The sequence below is a fragment of the Terrisporobacter vanillatitrophus genome (assembly GCF_051148895.1).
In the GTDB taxonomy this organism is placed as follows: domain Bacteria; phylum Bacillota; class Clostridia; order Peptostreptococcales; family Peptostreptococcaceae; genus Terrisporobacter; species Terrisporobacter vanillatitrophus.
Genome location: NZ_CP154625.1, coordinates 2,100,067 through 2,120,933, shown reverse-complemented (window position 1 = coordinate 2,120,933; position 20,867 = coordinate 2,100,067). Strand labels below are relative to the sequence as shown.

At 26.3% G+C, this 20,867-nt stretch carries 17 protein-coding genes and 1 other annotated feature; of the genes, 11 read left to right on the top strand and 6 right to left on the bottom strand.

All coding sequences use genetic code 11. The features are described 5' to 3' along the window. Positions 1 to 60: 60 nt before the first annotated feature. The 5 genes from tnpB to TVTCOM_RS10650 form a co-directional block, all read right to left on the bottom strand. Positions 61 to 411, bottom strand: coding sequence for an IS66 family insertion sequence element accessory protein TnpB (gene tnpB / locus TVTCOM_RS10670; RefSeq protein ID WP_434796258.1), 351 nt, complete (start codon positions 409 to 411; stop codon positions 61 to 63). Further along, positions 405 to 731 (bottom strand): IS66 family insertion sequence element accessory protein TnpA, encoded by a 327-nt coding sequence (tnpA, locus tag TVTCOM_RS10665; protein WP_434796257.1) that lies wholly within the window; start codon positions 729 to 731, stop codon positions 405 to 407. The genes tnpB and tnpA overlap by 7 nt, the downstream gene beginning before the upstream one ends. A gap of 290 nt (positions 732 to 1,021) precedes the next feature. After that, on the bottom strand, positions 1,022 to 1,981 hold the full coding sequence (locus TVTCOM_RS10660; RefSeq protein WP_434796256.1) for a DNA-processing protein DprA: 960 nt from the start codon (positions 1,979 to 1,981) through the stop codon (positions 1,022 to 1,024). Positions 1,982 to 2,056: 75 nt separating this feature from the next. After that, the gene (locus TVTCOM_RS10655; RefSeq protein ID WP_434796255.1) at positions 2,057 to 2,653 is read right to left on the bottom strand and encodes a GNAT family N-acetyltransferase; all 597 of its coding nucleotides are present in this window, start codon (positions 2,651 to 2,653) and stop codon (positions 2,057 to 2,059) included. A gap of 132 nt (positions 2,654 to 2,785) precedes the next feature. Next, positions 2,786 to 3,283 (bottom strand): spore coat protein, encoded by a 498-nt coding sequence (locus TVTCOM_RS10650; protein ID WP_434796254.1) that lies wholly within the window; start codon positions 3,281 to 3,283, stop codon positions 2,786 to 2,788. Positions 3,284 to 3,872: 589 nt separating this feature from the next. On the opposite strand from TVTCOM_RS10650, the gene TVTCOM_RS10645 reads away from it, so the two are divergent. The 8 genes from TVTCOM_RS10645 to TVTCOM_RS10610 all read left to right on the top strand — a co-directional run bounded on the left by TVTCOM_RS10645 (position 3,873) and on the right by TVTCOM_RS10610 (position 13,978). Continuing rightward, positions 3,873 to 4,877 (top strand): GH25 family lysozyme, encoded by a 1,005-nt coding sequence (locus TVTCOM_RS10645; RefSeq protein WP_434796253.1) that lies wholly within the window; start codon positions 3,873 to 3,875, stop codon positions 4,875 to 4,877. 317 nt (positions 4,878 to 5,194) lie between these two features. After that, entirely contained in the window at positions 5,195 to 7,591 is a 2,397-nt protein-coding gene (locus tag TVTCOM_RS10640; RefSeq protein ID WP_434796252.1) for an ATP-binding protein, read from the top strand. A gap of 51 nt (positions 7,592 to 7,642) precedes the next feature. Further along, complete coding sequence (locus tag TVTCOM_RS10635; protein ID WP_434796251.1) at positions 7,643 to 7,945, top strand: hypothetical protein; 303 nt, start codon at positions 7,643 to 7,645, stop codon at positions 7,943 to 7,945. Between the two features lie 191 nt (positions 7,946 to 8,136). Then, entirely contained in the window at positions 8,137 to 9,492 is a 1,356-nt protein-coding gene (locus TVTCOM_RS10630) for an MATE family efflux transporter (protein ID WP_434796250.1), read from the top strand. 46 nt (positions 9,493 to 9,538) lie between these two features. Continuing rightward, the gene (locus TVTCOM_RS10625) at positions 9,539 to 9,748 is read left to right on the top strand and encodes a zinc ribbon domain-containing protein (protein ID WP_434796249.1); all 210 of its coding nucleotides are present in this window, start codon (positions 9,539 to 9,541) and stop codon (positions 9,746 to 9,748) included. A gap of 139 nt (positions 9,749 to 9,887) precedes the next feature. Beyond that, positions 9,888 to 10,724, top strand: a complete 837-nt coding sequence (locus TVTCOM_RS10620; protein ID WP_434796248.1) for a sulfurtransferase — start codon at positions 9,888 to 9,890, stop codon at positions 10,722 to 10,724. Between the two features lie 64 nt (positions 10,725 to 10,788). After that, positions 10,789 to 12,363 (top strand): nitrite/sulfite reductase, encoded by a 1,575-nt coding sequence (locus tag TVTCOM_RS10615; RefSeq protein ID WP_434796247.1) that lies wholly within the window; start codon positions 10,789 to 10,791, stop codon positions 12,361 to 12,363. A gap of 124 nt (positions 12,364 to 12,487) precedes the next feature. Further along, entirely contained in the window at positions 12,488 to 13,978 is a 1,491-nt protein-coding gene (locus TVTCOM_RS10610) for a phytoene desaturase family protein (protein WP_434796246.1), read from the top strand. Positions 13,979 to 14,009: 31 nt separating this feature from the next. Here TVTCOM_RS10610 and TVTCOM_RS10605 read toward each other — a convergent pair whose 3' ends face one another. Continuing rightward, positions 14,010 to 14,654 carry an undecaprenyl diphosphate synthase family protein gene (locus TVTCOM_RS10605; RefSeq protein WP_434796245.1) on the bottom strand — a complete coding sequence of 215 codons (645 nt, stop codon included), beginning with the start codon at positions 14,652 to 14,654 and terminating at the stop codon, positions 14,010 to 14,012. A gap of 505 nt (positions 14,655 to 15,159) precedes the next feature. Here TVTCOM_RS10605 and TVTCOM_RS10600 point away from each other — a divergent pair. From TVTCOM_RS10600 to TVTCOM_RS10590, 3 genes are all read left to right on the top strand, one after another. Continuing rightward, positions 15,160 to 18,324, top strand: a complete 3,165-nt coding sequence (locus TVTCOM_RS10600; protein ID WP_434796244.1) for an SNF2 helicase associated domain-containing protein — start codon at positions 15,160 to 15,162, stop codon at positions 18,322 to 18,324. Positions 18,325 to 18,373: 49 nt separating this feature from the next. Beyond that, the gene (gene truA / locus TVTCOM_RS10595; protein ID WP_434796243.1) at positions 18,374 to 19,111 is read left to right on the top strand and encodes a tRNA pseudouridine(38-40) synthase TruA; all 738 of its coding nucleotides are present in this window, start codon (positions 18,374 to 18,376) and stop codon (positions 19,109 to 19,111) included. A 76-nt stretch (positions 19,112 to 19,187) separates the two neighbouring features. After that, positions 19,188 to 19,424: a binding site (T-box leader), on the top strand. Positions 19,425 to 19,490: 66 nt separating this feature from the next. Beyond that, positions 19,491 to 20,696 (top strand): argininosuccinate synthase, encoded by a 1,206-nt coding sequence (locus tag TVTCOM_RS10590; RefSeq protein WP_434796242.1) that lies wholly within the window; start codon positions 19,491 to 19,493, stop codon positions 20,694 to 20,696. Positions 20,697 to 20,867: the final 171 nt, after the last annotated feature.

Here is a 20,867-nt window from a genome sequence, read left to right as displayed (position 1 = left end):
ATAATTGTACTATAAAATCGTTGAAAATTCAGTTATTTAGGAGTATTTTGATCATTCTATTTAGTATGTATTTTTCTGAATTACAGGCTTAAATTTGGAAGATGTTCTAACTTCATATCCTTTAAGAAGCCAACTTAATTCTTCTTTATTTACTGTTAATGCTTCTTCTTTAGTCATAGGCCATTTTAATTTATTGTTTTCAATTCTGTGATAGTATAACCAAAATCCTTCGTCAAAGTGGAGGATTTTCAGTCTATTTTGTTGTCTATTACAAAAAACAAATAATGCCTTTTCAAAAGGATCTAGTTTTAATTGGTTTTGTACTGCAATTACTAAGCCATCAATGCTTTTTCTCAAATCTGTTACTCCACATGCTAGATATACTTTATCAACTTCATTTAGATTTAACATGAATTTGAAAGCTCCTTTATTATTGTAGTTAAAAGCGTAGCTTCGCTAGGTGGAATATGAATAGTTACATTGTTTATTTCAATTTTTATATAACTAGAAAGAGTATCTACTTCTTTAGTAGTTATTGGGGTAGCTACTTTAACTAATTCCACCTCACAAAAAGTAGATGCTACAGGTTGCTGAACCTTTCTTTTTCTATGATAATAGAATTGACTTTTAGAGATTTTATTTTCTTCACAGAAATTTGTGACAGAACCGTCATATGAGTTGAATTTTTCAAGTATTTCAGCCCATTGATCTGGGCTATTTTTTACATACATAAGGTTAGCCTCCATATTTAATATTTTATATTTATATTTTAGCTAACCTTTTACTTGTAATATAGGTAGAAATTCTTTTACGCTTACGTTTTTATGTGAAAAATCTAATAGAAAAGGATATGAAAATGAGAAAAACAAAAACAGGCTCATAGTTTATGAACCTGTTTTCGAAATATAATAATACAAGGAGAAATAATTTAAAAATAGTAAATATTGTATTAAGCACCATTAATAAATTACTTATTAATAATTGTAGTCTAATTTTTAACAATTCACAATAAAATTAATTGTTAAAAATTAAAAAATATCTGTTCATTTGATGATGTAGTGCCCTTTGACCAACTATTTATCTCATGCAATTTACTTTTCAATGAATTTTCTACTAAACTTATATTATAATTATTATCAATCATTATCACATTTTTATCTTTTAATAATTTCATATTACCACTTCTACATCTATAATTCATATTATTGTGTTTATAACAACATATTATTTTATTTTGCTCTTTTGCAAAATTAACAGTATGCATAGTTCCACTTTTCGTGTCACATTCTACAACTATTACACCTAAAGATAGAGCACTTTGCAAACGATCTCTTTCAATAAAATTATTTTTGTAAGGTTTATCAAGTGGAAAATACTCACTAATAATGCATCCGTTATTGTAAAGTATTTCATCACATAAATATTTATGATCTGATGGATAAATATTTGAAATTCCACTAGGTAAAACTGCTAGTGTTCTATTATGATTTTTTACTGTGGCCAAATGTGCATTATAATCTATTCCATGAGCCAAACCACTGACAATTATATAGTTCTTACTTGAAAATAATTTAACAAGGTTTCTAGTGATTTTTTCACTTTCTAAGGTAGGGCATCTAGTTCCTATAATTGCAACAGACTTATTTTCAATAATGCATGACTTATTTCCTTTTAAAAATATAATTACAGGGTTATTAGGAATAATTTTAAGTTTTATAGGAAAATCTTCATCCAAAATAGTCATTATTTTTATATTATTTTTTTCACAGTAGTCAATAATGTTTAAACTTATATTTTTTGCTATTATTATATCTTGTATATTAAAGTCAAATTTATAATTTGGAAGGTTTTTAATAATAAAATTTAAAATACAAACAGGATCAGTAGATACTGGTAAAGTTTTATACATTAATTTAGTAATTGTTTTTTTCCCAATTTTATTTATATTAAGTAAAGTTAAAATTAATTGTTTTTTTAACATAGTAACACTCCTATTAAAATTAGTTTATCAAATTAACATAATTTTAAATAGGAAATAATTTCATTTGAATTAAATTCAATTGTTAATTATTGTTGATACCACACTTAAAATACCAGTCAAAATTTTATCTTCTAAATCATTTATTTTTATAAATGGTTTTGGTGGTTCTTTATAATCTCCTAAACTTTTTCCCATTATGATAATATCATGCCAACTGTCTAATTTATAACCGCAATTTGGATAAAATCCTAGTTGTTTAAAACCGAAAAATTCATGAAGTTTAACACTACTTTTATTTGGGCTAGTTATTATGGAATATACATTTTTTACATTTTGATGAGCTAAAATTTGCAAAATACAAGTATATAATCCTCTCCCAACACCTTTATGAGTATATTTTTTGTCAACATAAATAGAGAGTTCCACATTCCAATCATAAGCATCTCGCACCTTATATCTATTAGCATATGCATATCCAATAACTTGATTATTCAATTCACACACTATATAAGGATAATTTTCTTTGGTTTTCTCAACTCTACTACAGATTTCATCAATGGTAGGTACAGCATACTCAAATGTTATTGATGTGCTAATCACATAAGGTGCGTAAATTTTCAAAATTGCTTGTGCATCATTCTTCTCGGCAAACCTTATAACAAATTCATTCATATATACACCTTCTTATATCTATTATTTATTAAAAGTGTAATGAAAAATAATAGAATAAGCAATAAGAATAGAATAAAATAAAAAAATACCGTAGTAAAAATGCATTTATTACGGTATTTTACAAGTAATTGTCTAATTATACATGTTATGTTGATTCATATAATTATAAATTTGTTCTCCATGTTCTTGTTCTTCTTTTTGAATATGATTTAAAACTTGTCTGATATTTTTATCTTTAAACTCAAATATAGCTGTGTTATATGTAGCAGAGATATATTTTTCAGTAGATAAAGTATCTTGACATAGCATTTTATCATTTTCATCATATGCACCACTAGATACATTATTTTCTAGATTAGGCATTGAAAGTGTACTATTTTGTTGCATTTGTTGCATTTGTTGATTTTGTTGATTTTGATTGCCAGAATTAACATTTGGTACTGAACCATTTAATATTTGATTAATAGAATCTAAATGTTGCTGTTCTTTTTGAGCTAAGGAAGAAAATAATTGTTTTAGTTCTTGACATTTAGCTCTGTTAGAATAATCATTATACTTTGATACACATAAAGTTTCATGACTCTTTTCGTCTTCAAGTAAAAGTCTTTCTTTTGTAGTTAAATTTACCATAATAACACCTCCATCTTTAGTTTGTATTATTGAGTAAAATTTATTCTACTTTTCTTATAATATTTACTGTTACTATAAAATTATAAATTTATTATTTTAAGAGTATAAAATAAATATATAAGGCCATAATTAAAAATGTAAAACCTTTATTTTTTATTCTTGATTTTATTTATATTCTCGGTTTCTAATTAAAATATTGCAGGAAAAGGCTAAGTAAAATACTACTTAGTCTTCTTTCATTCTAATAAACACTCCATATTCATGTAGGAATCAAATTTCCATAAAATAAAATAAAAATTCTGTCGCATATAGTAACAAAAACTTATTCTTCTTAATAATATAGACTATAAGTAGTTATGAAAATCAAAACTAAATTATAAAACTCTTGTTAATCTTAAAAAAATTAAAAGAGTACAAAAGTATATAATTAATTGGATATTAAGATAACCACTTATTAAAGTTAGAACTCTCAAAATTACAATTCTATACAACTTCAGATAATAGTTCATATAATAAACAGGCCATTAATTAAAGAAAAGAATCTGCTGAAAAGTAGATTCTTTTCCATATATAGTGAGGAAGTGATCAAATGGCAGCAATTAAAGGTATTGATGTGTCTAAACATAACGGAAATATAAATTGGAAAAAAGTAAAAGATGATGGTATAAAATTTGTTATTACTAGAGCAGGATTTGGATCATCAACAATAGACGATAAATTTGAAGAATATATTAAAGGTGCTATTAAAGAGAATATTGATGTAGGAATATATTGGTTTAGTTATGCCATAAGTGAGGAAAAGGCAAGATTAGAGGCTATTAAGTGTATGGAAGTAATTGAGCCTTACAAAGATAAAATAACTTATCCTGTTTTTTATGATTTTGAATATGATAGTGTAAGTTACGCAAAAAAACAAGGCGTAAGTATAAATAAAACAAAGGCAACAGCATTTGCTTATGCCTTTTTAAAAGAAATTGAAAAAGGAGGATACACTCCTGGACTTTATACAAATATGGACTTCTCCAATAATTATTTTTTCAAAAGCCTTCAAAGAGATTATGATTTATGGATAGCCCAATACTCCTCAAGATGCTCCTATAGTGAGTCTCATGTAATGTGGCAATATAGCGAAAACGGAAGAGTATCTGGAATAGAAGGAAATGTAGATTTAGATTATTGTTATAAAAAATATACAAATAAAAAACATAATAATTCTACCACTAATAATATAAAAAAAGATGATAGTATAGACAATGATAAAGAAGATAGCATATCTAAAATTCTAGTTAAGTCATTACAAAATGCTTTAAATAAATCTTATAATTGTAATTTAACTGAAGATGGTATTTGGGGACCTAAAACAAAAGCAGCTGTAGAAAAGCATCCACTAAGTATAAAAAACAAAAATAAAAAATTAGAACATACTAAATGGCTACAAAAATCCTTAAAAGAATTAGGTTATGACATTGCAGTAGATGGATATTTTGGAAAGGATACTCAAGAAATAGTAGAAAAATATCAAAAAAAGAAAAAACTTGAAGTAGATGGAATACTAGGAATTAAAACCCATGAATCTATAATTTCCTACACATAATTTTGAAGAACCTTAAAGTACCAGTGTGTCTGGTACTTTTTTTAATATACAAATTTAAAAAATAAAGTTATTAACCGATAATGTTTAATAATTAAAATAAGTAACTTAATTTCTTTAAATTTATGATAATACATATTATAATATGCTTTTACATTTTATAACATTAAAATGTAAAATGGTATTATATATCTAAAAATAGTATTTTTTAACTTACAAAATGCTTTGAATTCAAACAAGTTCTATTATAAAATAGTTATATGCAAAAGAAAAAAAAGAAAAAAGTTGTTCTTTTTAAGGTAAGAGAAAAGGGGAAAGTTATGATTAAAATTTTAAATTCTTTACGTTGCACTATTATTGCAATAAACAAAGAAAAGCAAATTATATTTGCAAATAAGTTTTTTTTAGACTTATTAGGGGTTAGTGAAGAAGATGTAATTGGAAAAAACTTGTTTCAAATAATATCTATTAGTTCTCAACCTATTGATGATCTTATAGATATACTACCAGAACAAAGGAGGTTTCATTTTTGTATAAAAAATCAAAATAATAACCTTCAATCATTATGGGGAGAAATATTAGAAGATGATTTTAAAGGGGAAAATGCTTATTTTATAATAGGAAAAACTCACTATGACAAACAATATACAAGAGCAGATTTAGAAGGTCTATTAGATATTATTCAAGTGGAATGTTGTATTAAAAATACTAATAGAGAGTATATATATGTAAATCAACAATTTGCAGACAACCTTGGATGCGAAAAAAGTGAAATTATAGGAAAAACAAGTCGAGATTTTTTTTGCAAAGAAGATTGGACTTATATGGAAAAAAAAGAGAAAATGGCAATAGATAAGAAAAAAATAATTAATAATGAAAATATCTATTTTACGACAAATGAAAAAAAGTGGTATAGCAATACCTTAGGTCCTATATTTGATGAAAATAATAATATAAAATTTTTAGCAAGTTGCAAACTAGATATAACACTTACAAAATTTCTAAATGACACACTACAAATTACGCTTAATCAAATAAACCAAATTAGTAGTGATATAAGTATCTTCGATATGGATAAAGAATATAAATCATTAATACAATATACTATTGAAAAACTGATGAAGTTCTCAAAATCCGATGGTATTTCAATTATTTACTTTGATAAAAAATGCTCCCAATTAAAAGTAATTGCACAAAGAGGAGAAGTAATTGAATCATTTAAAGGCGAAGGTTTTGGTAAAAGGTTGTATGAGCTTATAGATAAGTATGGCGAAGGAATGATACAATTAGAGCAACTAAGAAATAATAGAGACTTAGATTTAATAAATGAAAATTATATACCAGAGAAATTCTCGGCAATAGGTATTTACAATATGACTCTTGATAAAGACTATTCTGGTTTTATTATGTTAACATATAAAAAAGGGCATGAAGATAGATGTATTCCCATAAATTATTTTAAAACTATATGTTCATATATATCAATAAATATAGCTAATTGGAAGAAATTCAAAGATATTAAAGAAGAAAGAAAAAAAGTGCAAAAAATAAATAATTCTTTGATGCAATTTATAGACGTATCCGAAGATATGATTGCAATATGGAACTTAGATGGAAATCCTATTTATAATAACTATCAAATTATCAATATTTTAGGTTATGATAATATAAAAGATTTAAACTTTTTTGATATATTATATCCTGATGATAGAGAACAAGTACTTGATATGATGTTTAATGAAGATCGAGATTTTGGCTCTGTTACAAGTAGATTTAGAGGTAGTGACAATAAATATAAATGGATAGATTGGAGTTATAAAATTATAAGAGAAGAAAATATGTTTTTTTCAACAGGTAGAGATGTAAGTGAAAGAATTGCCAATGAAAAGAGAAAATTATTAGTTCAACAAGCAAAGTGCATAGAAGAAATAAAAGATGAATTTTTATCTAATATAACTCATGAATTTAGAACACCAATAAACATAATTATGTCAACTATCCAACTAATTAGTACAAGCTTAGAAAATAACACATATAAGATTGATGACTTAAATGAACATATAAAGTATTTAAAAAGAAATTCCAATAGATTGCTTAGACTGGTCAATAACTTAATAGACATTACATATATAAAAAATGGATATCATGAAATAAATCTACAAAACTATAATATAGTTGAACTAGTGGAAAATGTTTGTAACACAATAGTTTCTAATGAAGAAAATAATAATATTAATATTATTTTTGACACAGATTGTGAGGAAATAAATATGGCCTGTGATGCAGATGAAATTGAAAGAATTCTTTTAAATCTTTTGTCTAATGCAATAAAATATAGTTTTACAAGTGATCCCATTATAGTAAGTATAAAGTCAAACAAAAGTAATGTGAAGATATCTGTAAAAGATCATGGTATTGGTATTCCAAAAGACTATTTAGATAGAGTTTTTGACAAATTAACTAGAGTGGATAATAATTTGACAAGACATAATGAAGGAAGTGGCATAGGACTTGCTATAGTAAAATCTTTAGTAAATTTGCATGAGGGAGAAATCGAAGTTGAAAGCGAATTAGGAAAAGGCTCAAATTTTATAATCACTTTGCCAATTAGTTTAGTCAATGAAGAAAGTGTTAATGTGGAAAAAATATATGATTGTAAAAATAAAGTTGAAAAATGTGCTCTGGAATTTTCAGATATTTATGAGTATAATTGTTGATAATTATAATAATATGTTAAAATAAAGAAAATACTTTTAAGGAGAGACAACATGGAAGAAATGAGTATACTTATAACAAATGAAGCTAAAAAAGAATTGGACAAACTTTTAGCTAGTAGTGATAAAACTTGCATAAGAATTCTTACTAGATGTATAACAATGACAAGTAATGCAAAAGTTGATTTAGAACTTGATAATCCAAATGATAATGATAATTTATACGATGTGGATGGATATAAAATAATTATAAATAAAGTACTTGATTCACAAATGAATTATATTACAATTTCATTTGGTGGACTTTTAAGTCGTGGAAGTTTCTGTGTTGATGCAGATTTCAATTTTTATTATTAAGTTGAAAAGTATAAAAATTTAAGGATATACCTTAAGTTTTTATGCTTTTTTTATTTATAAAGCCTAGAGGGGAGATGATTAGCAATAGATTAATACTATAATTCACAAAGTCTTACCTAAGTAAGTTATAATATAAATATGGCTGTACATAAGATAGTATTATAAAATAAATTACTAATAGGAGTGTATTTATGGATTCAAAAGATAAACAATTTGAAAAAATGACTAAAACACCTATTCCAAAATTAGTGTCTTCTTTAGCAGTTCCTACTATTATCAGTATGCTAATAACATCTCTATATAATATGGCAGATACATATTTTGTTTCTCAACTTGGTACAAGTGCTTCAGCAGCAACAGGCATTGTATTTTCTCTAATGGCAATTATACAAGCCATTGCTTTTGCCATAGGCCTAGGCTCTGGAAGCACTATTTCTAGAAAGCTTGGACAACAAAACAAGGAAGATGCTGATATTTTAGGTTCTTCAGGTTTTATTACCTCCTTAATATTTGGATTTGGTTTATTAATATTTGGAAACATATTTATAGAGCCACTAATGATTTTACTAGGCTCAACAGAAACAATTCTTCCTTATGCAGTAAACTATGCAAAATACATATTATTTGCAGCTCCTTTTATGACTGCCTCTTTTGCTTTAAATAATATGTTAAGAGCTGAAGGAAAAGCAAATTTTGCAATGGTCGGTATAGGAATTGGAGGTATTATAAATATAATTTTAGATCCTCTATTTATATTTTACTTTAATTTAGGTATTAGTGGTGCTGCCATAGCCACAGCTACAAGTCAATTTTTAAGTTTTATTATATTGTTTTCCTATTACGTAAGAAGAAAAACAATAGTTAAATTTTCCATAAAGAAAGTATCAAAAGAATTAAAAATATACTTAACAATATTTAAAAATGGAATGCCTAGTTTCTTTAGACAAGGATTAGCTAGTGTGGCCACAGTAGCACTAAATTTTAATGCAGCTAATTATGGAGATTCAGCTGTAGCTGCCATGTCAATTGTTGGAAGAGTATTTATGTTAATATTTTGTGTTGTAGTAGGTTATGGTCAAGGTTACCAACCTGTAGTTGGATACAACTATGGTGCAAAAAACTTCACTAGAGTTAAAGAATCTTTCTTGTTTACTTTAAAAATAGGAACCACAATAATGACAGTATTAGCTTTTATGGGGTATATATTATCGTCACAAATAATGTCATGGTTTATTTCTGATTTATCTGTTATTGAAATAGGAACGAGAGCCTTACGATATCAATGCTTAGTAATGCCACTTATGGCCTTAGGTGTTATTTCAAATATGACATTTCAAGCAGTTGGTAAATCTTTTCATGCAACTTTTTTAACGTCTTGTCGTCAAGGAATATTTTTTCTTCCACTAATAATAATTTTACCGAAAGTATTCTATTTAAAAGGAGTAGAAATTACACAACCCATATCAGATGTACTTACTTTTATTATAAGTATTCCATTTATATATAAATTTTTCGAAAATTTAAATAACAATACCAATACAGAATAATATGTTATAATAATTTTACTTATATGTATAATATTGGAGGTAAATTATGAACAAAAAACAATATGTATGCCCAAAATGCGGAAATCAAACTTTTGAATCTGATCAGTTTCAAGCTACAGGAGGAAATTTTGCTAAAATATTTGATGTACAAAATAAAAAATTTGTAACTATAAGTTGCAAAGAATGCGGATTTACAGAGCTCTACAAAGGAACATCTTCTGATGGCTGGAATATATTAGACTTTTTAATGGGATAATATTAAAAAGATATAGTACATAAGGAAAAAGGCTGCTTTAAAGCAGTCTTTTTCCTTATATTGTAATAAAATATTATATTGTAGTATAATAATTAATAGTTAAAAATTATAAAACAAATATATTATAGGAGAGAGTAAAATGTCAAATATGATAAGTGTACAGTGGTTAAAAGAAAATTTAAACAATGAAAAGTTAGTTATAGTAGATTGTAGATTTTCACTAATGGACAAAGAATATGGAAAAAGAAGTTATAATGAATCTCATATTAAAGATTCTGTAAGAGTAGACATTGAAACTGAATTATCTGCACCTGTAAAAGAACATGGTGGAAGACATCCACTTCCAAGTGTAGAAAAATTAAAAACTACTTTTGAAAATATAGGAATAAATAATGATTCAATAGTAGTAGCTTATGATGAGGGTGATTTAGCAGGTCCTTCAAGACTTTGGTGGATACTAAAATACTTAGGTCATAATGAAGTTTACGTATTAAACGGTGGAATAAAAGCATTTGAAGAAATTGGCGGAGAAGTAACAAGTGAGCATACTTTAGTAAAAAGAGGTAACTTTGACATAAATGTAAATGAAAATATGAGAGTTGATATGGAGTATGTAAAAGAAAGACTACATAAGGATAATATTGTTATAGTAGATTGTAGGGAAAATGGAAGATACAATGGTGAATTTGAACCAGTAGATAAAAAAGCTGGTCATATTCCAAGTGCACTTAATTATTTCTGGATGAATATTTTAAATAATCAAAATGATGTATTAACTATGAAAAGTAAAGATGAATTAAAAGAACTTTTCACTAAGTTAAACAATTATGATGAGGTTATAATTTACTGTGGATCTGGTATAACTGCCAGCCCTGTTAGTTTAGCTCTTACTGAAGCTGATATTGATCATAAATTATATTCAGGAAGTTTCAGTGACTGGATTAGCTACGAAGAAAATAAAGTAGATACTATATAAGATAAATAGATTTATCACTTTTGCAAACAATATATTAAAAACATATTTTGCAGAGGTGATATTAATGCATAATTTAGAAAAAGCTAAAGAATTATTTCTTAGGGACATACCTAATTTTAAAGAGCAGTGTTTAAAACTTATAAATGGTGATCTTACTAAGATGGATTATAAAGGAATTTCAGGTGGATATGGTGTATATGCTCAAAGAGATCAAAAATCCTTTATGATAAGACTAAGATTTTCAAGCGGTGTTGTAACTTTATCTCAATTACATAAGGTTTATGAATTTGCAAAGGAATATAATCTGGATATCATACACTTTACAACTAGACAAGCAGTTCAACTACATGACTTAAATGTGGATGGAATTTGCAATATTATGGAAGAAGCTATAAAAAATAATATATTTACTCGTGGTAGTGGTGGTAACTTTCCGAGAAACGTTGGGTTGTCACCACTTTCTGGAGTGGACCCAAACGAAGCATTTGACGTTACTCCTTATGCAGTAGCAACAGATAAACACTTTATGAGTAAAATTACTACTTATCATTTACCAAGAAAATTTAAAGTTTCTTATTCATCTTGTCCTATGGATTCTGCTCATGCTACAGTACAAGATTTAGGATTTTTAGCTATAATGAAAGATAATAAACCGTATTTTAAAGTTTTTGTTGGTGGAGGACTTGGCAAAAATCCAGGTCTCGGAATAGAATTAGATGAACTAATAGAGCCAAAAGATGTATTATATTATGTTGAAGGTTTAACTAAGCTATTTATGGATGAAGGAGATTACTCCAATAAACATAAAGCAAGAGTTAGATATATGGTTTATAGACTGGGAGAAGAAGAGTTTATTAAAAAATTTAAAGAGTATGTAGCTAAAGAAAAAGAAAACAACAATCTTGATATTCAATTAGAAAAAATAGAATATCCTTATGATAGTGGAGTTGAAACAAATATAAAAGACTGTAGATTATTCCCTCAAAAGCAAAAGGGATACTATAGCGTTTATATTCATCCAATTGGAGGACAGCTAAAACTTGATGATTTAAATAAATTATTAAATACTTTAGATAATTGTAAATATGCATCAATTAGATTTGCTATGACTGAAGGCATATTTATTATAAATCTTAATGGAAAAGAAGCAGAGAATCTGCTTGAAATTAGTAAAGACTTTAGTGGAAATACTAGTTTAGAAAAAAGTATTTCATGTATTGGAATTCCAAGATGTCAAATGGGAATTCAAAACAGTCAAAAAATGTTACATGAAATTATTGACTACTTTAAAGAAAACTCCCATGGTGATAATACTATCCTTAATGCTATGCCAAGGATATATATATCAGGTTGTATAAACTCTTGTGGTGTACACCAAATAGGTGCCATAGGACTTACTGGTAAAAAGAAAAAAGCTAATGGACAAATGTGTGACGCATTTGAAATACTTTTAGACGGTGATTTTGAATACAAAAATACAAGACTTGGTAAATCATTGGGTGATTTTAAGGCAGATGAAATACCAAAAATATTATTTGAAATTGGAGAAAAAGTAGCAAATAGCGAAATGGATTTTTACACATACTATGCTGCTAATGAAAATGAAATAGTAAAGATAACTTCTAAGTATAATATATAATATAGAAAAACTGATACATAATATGTGTCAGTTTTTTTATTTGATTTTGTTAATTTAATTAAATATAAAGTACATAATATAACTAGAATTAAAAAATATGAAAACACTATGAGAGAGGATAAAAATGGACAAAGATACAATTATTATTGGAGGAGGAATAGGAGGATTATGCAGTGGAATAAGACTTCTAAGTAAAGGATACCATGTAACGTTATTAGAAAAAAATAAACAAATTGGTGGTAAAATAAATATACTTAAAGATAATAATTTTAAATTTGATTTAACTGCATCTATTATAATGACGCCTAAAATTTATACAGATATATTTAAAGATGTGGGAAAAAATTATGAAGACTACTTTAAAATACATAAACTAGATCCTATTTATAAAGTATTTTATGATGATAAAACATTCTATAATTTTTACAGTGATACTAATAAAATGATTAATGAACTAGAAAATTTACAAAAAGGTCTATCTACTAATTTTTTAAATTTTTTATCAAAATCCTATGAAAAGTACTTTATTAGTAGAGATAAGATACTTAATCAGCCTATGATAAATCTAAAAGAAATTATTAATTTTTCATTTATAAAAAGCATGGGTAAAATTAATCCTTTGTCATCAACAAATAATTATCTTAATAAGTTAATATGTAATGAAAAATTGAAAAATTATTTAATCTTTACATCTATGTTTATCGGTGTAAATCCTTATACAAATTCAAATATTTATACCTTAATACCAACCATATCTCATTTATATGGCCTCTGGTATATAGAGGGAGGATTATATGAATATATAAAAGCTTTAGAAAAGCTATTTATAGATATGGGTGGCAAAATAATAACAAATTGTGAAGTGAAAAATATACTCATAGAGAACAATGAAGTAAAAGGAGTAAAAACAAAATATAAAGTAATAAGCGGTGATTTAATAATTTGTAATGTGGATTATCCCTATGCAATTAAAAATTTAATAAATTATGAATCTCTAGATAATAAATATGGGAAAAATAATTTAAAAAATATTGATTACTCTTGCTCTGTTTTTATTTTATATTTGGGATTAGATAAAATTTATCATAACTTAAATGTTCATAATATTTATATAAGTAAAGATTTTAAAAATAGTATTGAAGGACCTTTTAGAGGATATATTCCTTCTCATCCATCATTATATATATACTATCCTAGTGCAATTGATAAATCTTTTAAAGTGAATAATCATTCTTCAATGAATATTATGATTCGTGTACCTAATTTGTCATTTAATAATATTAATTATAATAATAATCAAATTAAAGTATTAAAAAAATATATTTTTAATACTTTGAAAAATATTAATGGACTAGAAAATATAGAAAGTCATATTATTTATGAAAATTATTTAACACCTTTAGATTTACGTGACAAATACAATTTATATTATGGAAATGCTTTTGGTATAAGTCACAAAATAAGTCAAAGCGCCTATTTTAGACCTCATCTTAAATCAAAAAAAGTAAAAGGTTTATATTTTATAGGTTCTTCAACACATCCTGGCAATGGTGCTTCAGTAGTTATAGATGGTAGTAAAGTTTTATGTGACATTATTGAAAATAATGAAAAATAAGTGTTTTGCTATTTTGCAAAACACTTATTTTTTATCCGCCAAGAGTAATATCTTGTTTATCATACCATTTTAAAGCATCATAAAAATCTTGGTCTTTAAAATCAGGCCACATACTATCTACAACATAAAAATCTGCATACACAGATTGGATTGGTAAAAATCCACTTAATCTTCGTCTTCCACCCCAGCGAATAATTAAATCAATACGAGAAATTTCTCTTGATTTAAGATTATTCTCCACATGTTTTCCAATAGGATAGATTTCTTTTTTATAATTTAAGTCCCAACTCCAGCCATAGTGAATCAAGAAGTTTGCTTTTATTCCACCTTTGCCAAATTTTATTCTTTCTTTTGTAAAAGGTACAAGCTGTGAAGGAAAAGTATCACTAGATGTATCTCCTACAACTAAAATTTCACAATCTTCTTTTGTCAAAAGCATAACTGATTCAACGCAAGATTTGATGAAAGCTTCTTTTTGAATAGTAGGTCGCTTTGTATTGTCCACAGTATAACCGTAGAAAGTAACTTCTTGCACATTTTCCTTTTGGCATAATTTAAAAAGTTGTAGACCTGGATTAACTCCATAGTCATATCCTTTTTCTTTTGATAAATTATTACTAACTGCCCAGCGTCTATTACCATCTGGGATAATTCCTATATGTTTTGGTACTCTCATAAGGCCTCCATATGTATTTAAGTTATTTATTTATTCTTCCCAAAATAATAATAAATAAAACTTAAGACAGAAAAATCCCCATAAAAATGAGGATTTTCCTAATATATGTTTTAATGATTCTCCATGAGTCACCACACCGTTTATTATATAAAACGGAGAAAACATATTTTAATAGTAATTTATCTTTCCGATCAATTAGATAAGCTACTATTTAGTGTTCCTATTACTTATATATTATTGTGAATTAATAAAAATTACCATATATTTTATAAATATTTATAAAAACTTACGAAGATCTCTTAAAAAGTTTTCTTATATTTCAACTTTGTTATTCTATCTATCGCTCCTTGTAAAATTATATTTTTATTATGACTATAATTTTTTTTATAAGCATAAACTATTGATATTTCAATGTATTTAACTAGCTTCATTTTACTTATGTCATTGAAGTAGATTTCCAATCGTAATATAATAAAGTTTATAATACTTAGAAACAGGTGAGAGAATGGACTTTAAAATAGTAAATGATATATTAATTAATAATACTGACAAACTAAGGTTAAGCAGAGGACAAGAGTATTACAAAGATGGATATGTACAAGAAATTAAATATAATAATGAGGATAAAATTTTAAATATTGATGGAAAAGTAGATTCCGCTAATTACAACATCACCTATTATCCGGAAATTACAATAGATTTAAAAAATAAAGAAATAGTAAATACAATTTGTACTTGCGAGGACTATAAAAAAAGAAGTTCCAGTAACCATAATGTCATATGTAAACATATTGTAGCTTCATCTTTATATGTAATTAATTTATTAAAATCCGATGTAATTAGTAATTTAAAACAAACAACTATTGTATTAAAAAATGATAATAAAATAAAAAGAAATAAAAATTATATCAATAAAGAATTATTAGATTATTTTAAAAGTAAGGAAAGAGAAAAAGTTAAATTAGATGTTAGGGTAGAGTATGGTGGAGATAATAGTGTATCTTGTGACTTTAAAGTAGGTATAGATAAGATGTATGTTATGAAGGATTTAAAAGAATTTGCTTACTCTAGGCTTGAATCAAAAGATTTAATATTTGGTATTGATTTTCTATATAATCCAGTAAATAATTATTTTGAATATGAAGATGAAAAAATAGTTCAAATTATAGAAGAGTACGGAATGGACTTGTCCTATAACTCACCACAGAGAAATTTCAAATATTTAACTGTTAAAGGCTCCAATGTTAGAAGATTATTTGAAGCACTTTCATATAGAACATTTGACTTTAAATTTAAAAATATGTACTACAGTCCAAGTGTTATTGAAAGTAATATTCCAGTAGATATAAACTTTGAATTAAATAACAATGAAGCTGTATTAAAATGTGAAGGTAATCTTCCTTTTCCTCTATCATTAAAAGGTGATGTAGTGTTTTACAAAGGAAATATATACTTACTAAATAGTGAAAATGGGATATATTATAAAAAGCTTCACTCTGTACTAAGCGAGTTTAAAGAAGTAAGCTTCCCTTTGGAAAATGTTAGTCAAGTTTTAAGCGACATGATACCTAAAATAGAAAAAATCTGTGATGGAGTAATTATAGATGAGAGGATAAAAGATAATATTTCTAAAGATTTAAAGATAAAATACTTTTTTGATTTGGAAAATAGTAATGTAACTTGTAAAATAGTTTTCTCTTATGATGAAGACAATAAGAAATTTATTATAAGAGACTTTGAAAAAGAAAAGGAAGCAGTTTATAGATTATATTCTAACTTTTTTGAAAAAGATAAAGATAAGTATGTATTTAAAGGCAACGACAATCAACTATATGACTTTTTAAATAGAGATATTAATAGTCTTAAAAATATTGGCCAAGTGTATTATTCAGATAAGCTTAAAGAAAGAAAAATTCACAATTCTTCTGCATTTAGAGTTGGTCTTGGAGAAGAGATTAATCATTACCTAGATTTTAATTTTGAAATAGAAGGAGTAGATCCAAAAGAATATAAAAACATTATTAAAGCATTTAAAAATCAAAAAAGATTTTATAAATTAGGTGATGGAAACTTTATAAATTTAGAAGACAGCGAAACTAAAGAAATGTTTAAATTGATGGAGAGTTTAGGTTTTACTGATAATATAAAAAATATAAAAATACACTCAAGCAAAGCAATGTTTATTAATCATCTCCTTACGGAGAAAAAATTACCTTATATTTCTGGAATGGAAAATACTAATACTATTATTGAGAAATTCAGAAATATGGAAAAACAAGAAATCAAGATTCCAAAAGACCTTAATGCAACCCTACGGGATTACCAAATTGATTCTCTTAACTGGTTTGAAACTTTAGATTATCTAGGTTTTGGTGGAATTTTAGCTGATGAAATGGGGCTAGGTAAAACAATACAAACAATTGCCTTCTTATTAAGCAAAAAAAATAAAAAAACTTTAATAGTAACCCCTACATCATTAATTCACAACTGGAAAAGTGAATTTGAAAAATTTGCACCATCTTTATCAGTGGGAATTAGTCATGGATTGAAAAAAGACAGATTAAGTATAATTAAAAATACAAATGACTTTAATGTTATATTAACAACTTATGGTTCTCTTAGAAATGATATAGAAGAATATGAAAAGCTTCAATTTGATTATTGTATTATAGACGAAGCTCAAAATATAAAAAATCCTTTAGCTTCTTCTACTGATGCTGTAAAAGCCATAAAAGCAAGTAATAAATTTGCTTTAACTGGAACACCTATTGAAAATAACTTATTGGAACTTTGGTCCATATTTGACTTTATTATGCCGGGCTATTTATATAGTTTAACTAAATTTAATGCCATATTTATTAAAGATGTGAGTCATATGGAAAATTTGAAAAGAATGATAAAACCGTTTATACTTCGTAGAACAAAAGAACAAGTTATAAAAGAGCTTCCGCCTAAAATAGAAAAAGAGTTTTATGTAGAAATGGGCAAAACACAAAGAAATACCTACGGCATATATGTGGAAGAAATAAAAAGAAGATTAGAAGAAAAAAGAGATGTAAAAAATAAGATTACCATATTTTCTTATCTTACAAAACTTAGACAGCTGTGCTTAGATCCAAGCATAATTGTGGAAGGATACAAAGGAAAAAGTGCAAAAACTGACACTTGTTTGGAAATAATAAAAGATTATATTGAAAAAGACAACAAAATTTTAGTTTTCTCTCAATTTACCTCTGTTTTAAAAAATATAGGTAAAAAACTAAACAAAAACAAAATCAACTTTTATTATCTAGATGGAAGTACTCCTGCCAAAGATAGAATAACTTTAGTAGATAGCTTTAACAACAATGAAGAAATAAAAATATTTTTAATATCACTTAAAGCTGGAGGAACTGGTTTAAATTTAACATCTGCCAATACTGTAATACACTTTGATCCATGGTGGAATCCATCTGTGCAAAATCAAGCAAGTGATAGAGCTCATAGAATTGGTCAAAAGCAAGTAGTAGAAGTTATAAAATTAATTGCAAAAGGAACAATAGAAGAGAAAATAATGGAATTACAACAAAAAAAATCAGAATTAATTCATGATATGATTGATGGAAACTTAAACAACACTAATATACTAAGTAGTTTATCAGAGGAAGAATTAATTGATTTAATAAAATAAATTAAGTATAATGAGAAATAACAAATTTTATTCAAAAGGAAAAATAATAATGAGAAATATAAAAATGATAGTACAATACGATGGAAGTAACTTTAAGGGATTTCAAAGGTTAAAAGACAATGATAATACTGTACAAGGCAAAATAGAAGATGTTCTTTGTAAACTTACAAATGAAAATGTTGAAATAATAGGTTCTGGAAGAACAGATATGGGTGTTCATGCCATGGGTCAAGTTGTAAACTTTAAAACTAATTGCAGCGAATCAGTAGAAAAAATACAAAAGTATTTATATAAATATTTACCTGAATCTATAGTTATAAAAAGCATTGAAGAAGTAGAAGATAGATTTCACTCTAGATACAATGCTAAATCTAAAGTTTATTTATACAAAATAGATAACAATAAGTTCCATAATCCATTTTTTAGAAAGTACTCAGCTCATATAAATAAAAAATTAAATTTAGATCTTATGAAAGAAGCTAGCACTTATTTAATTGGAGAACATGATTTTTCCAGCTTCGCTTCTTCAAAATCAAAAAAGAAAAGTCATGTTAGAAACATTGAATCTATTGATATAGTTGAAAAAAATAACATGATTGAAATCTATGTTAAAGGCGATGGATTCTTATATAATATGGTGAGAATAATTGTTGGAACTTTAATAGATGCTGGACTTGCTAGATTAAATCCTACGGATATAAAAGAAATTTTAGAAGCTAAAGACAGAAATGTAGCTCCAGAAACAGCTCCAGCAAAAGGTCTATATTTATTTAAAGTTCAATATTAATTTTTAAAAAAATCTTTAAAATAGTTGACAATAATTAAAAATTCAATTATTATTTAATCATATTAAATTGAATATACAAAATTCAGTGAAAAAGAGAAGTAACTTAAAGATCATATTTACAGAGAATTGGGAATGGTGGAAGCCTAATAATATACTTTAAGTGAATAGAACTTTGGAGAATATTATCCGAAATAATAGTAGGATAATAGGTAGCCTTGCCTTAAAAGGAAGAGTGAATAAAATTCTAATTGTCTCATTTGAGCGTAGCGAATTTTATTAATTAGAGTGGTAACGCGGTAAATTCGTCTCTTGGTTAAATCCAAGGGACTTTTTTTATTGTACAAATTTAACAATGGAAATCATAAGGAGGACAATAACAATGAAAGAAAAAGTAGTACTAGCATATTCAGGTGGATTAGATACATCTATAATAATACCATGGCTTAAAGAAAACTATGATATTGATGTAATTGCTGTTTGCGCCAACGTGGGCCAAGATGATGATATGGATAAAATACATGATAAGGCTATTGCAAGCGGTGCAATAAAAGCTTATTGTGAAGATTTAAAAGAAGAATTTATAACTACAACAATTTATGCTGCTATTAAAGCAGAAACAAAGTATGAAGGAAGATATTTACTTGGAACTGCTCTAGCAAGACCAATAATAGCTAAAAAATTAGTTGAAATAGCTCATAAAGAAGGAGCTAAATATATTTGCCACGGATGTACAGGAAAAGGAAATGACCAAGTTCGTTTTGAAGGTACTATAGCAGCCCTTGATCCATCAATAAAAGTTATAGCACCTTGGAGAATATGGGATATAAAATCTAGAGAAGATGCCATAGATTATGCACAGTCACATAATATACAAGTAGTAGCTACAAAAGAAAAGATTTATTCTGTTGATGATAACTTATTCCATATATCAACTGAAGGCGGAGATATAGAGTGCTTACAAAATGAGCATAAAGAAGATATATACAAAAAGACTCAATCACCAGAAACTGCTTGTGACGTATCTGAATATGTAGAGATATATTTTGACAAAGGTGTGCCTAAGAAAGTTGATAATAAAGAATTATCTCCAGTTGAATTATTAGAAACTTTAGACAAATTAGGATGTAAACATGGTATAGGTATAATAGAAATATTAGAAAATAGATTAGTTGGAATGAAATCTAGAGGAATATATGAAACTCCAGGAGGAGAAATTTTATATGCAGCACACAACTACTTAGAAAGTGCAACATTAGATAAAGATTCTCTTCATTTAAAACAAAGATTATCATTAGAATATGCCGACTTAATTTACAACGGAAAATGGTATTCAAAAGCTTGTAGTGCAATAACAGCATTTATGGATGAAACTCAAGAAAATGTAACAGGATCAGTAAAACTTAAATTATACAAAGGAAATATAAAACCTGCTGGAATATTTACTGAAAATGCATTATATGATGAAAGTATCTCTTCATTTGGTGACAGTGAGTTATACGACCACAAAGATGCTGAAGGGTTTATAAACTTATTTACTCTTCCACTTAAAATTAATGCCATGAAAGATAAGAAAAATAGTAAGTAATTAATACTTTAAATAAAAAACTCTACTTAAATCAATAAGTAGAGTTTTTTATTATATATGTATCACACTATTTCCCTATTTTTTTAACAGTTTTATTTATAATATTAAAGTAAGTATAGCTAAATATTGTTAATAATTCTATTATGATGAACAAATGATAAAAGGATTTTT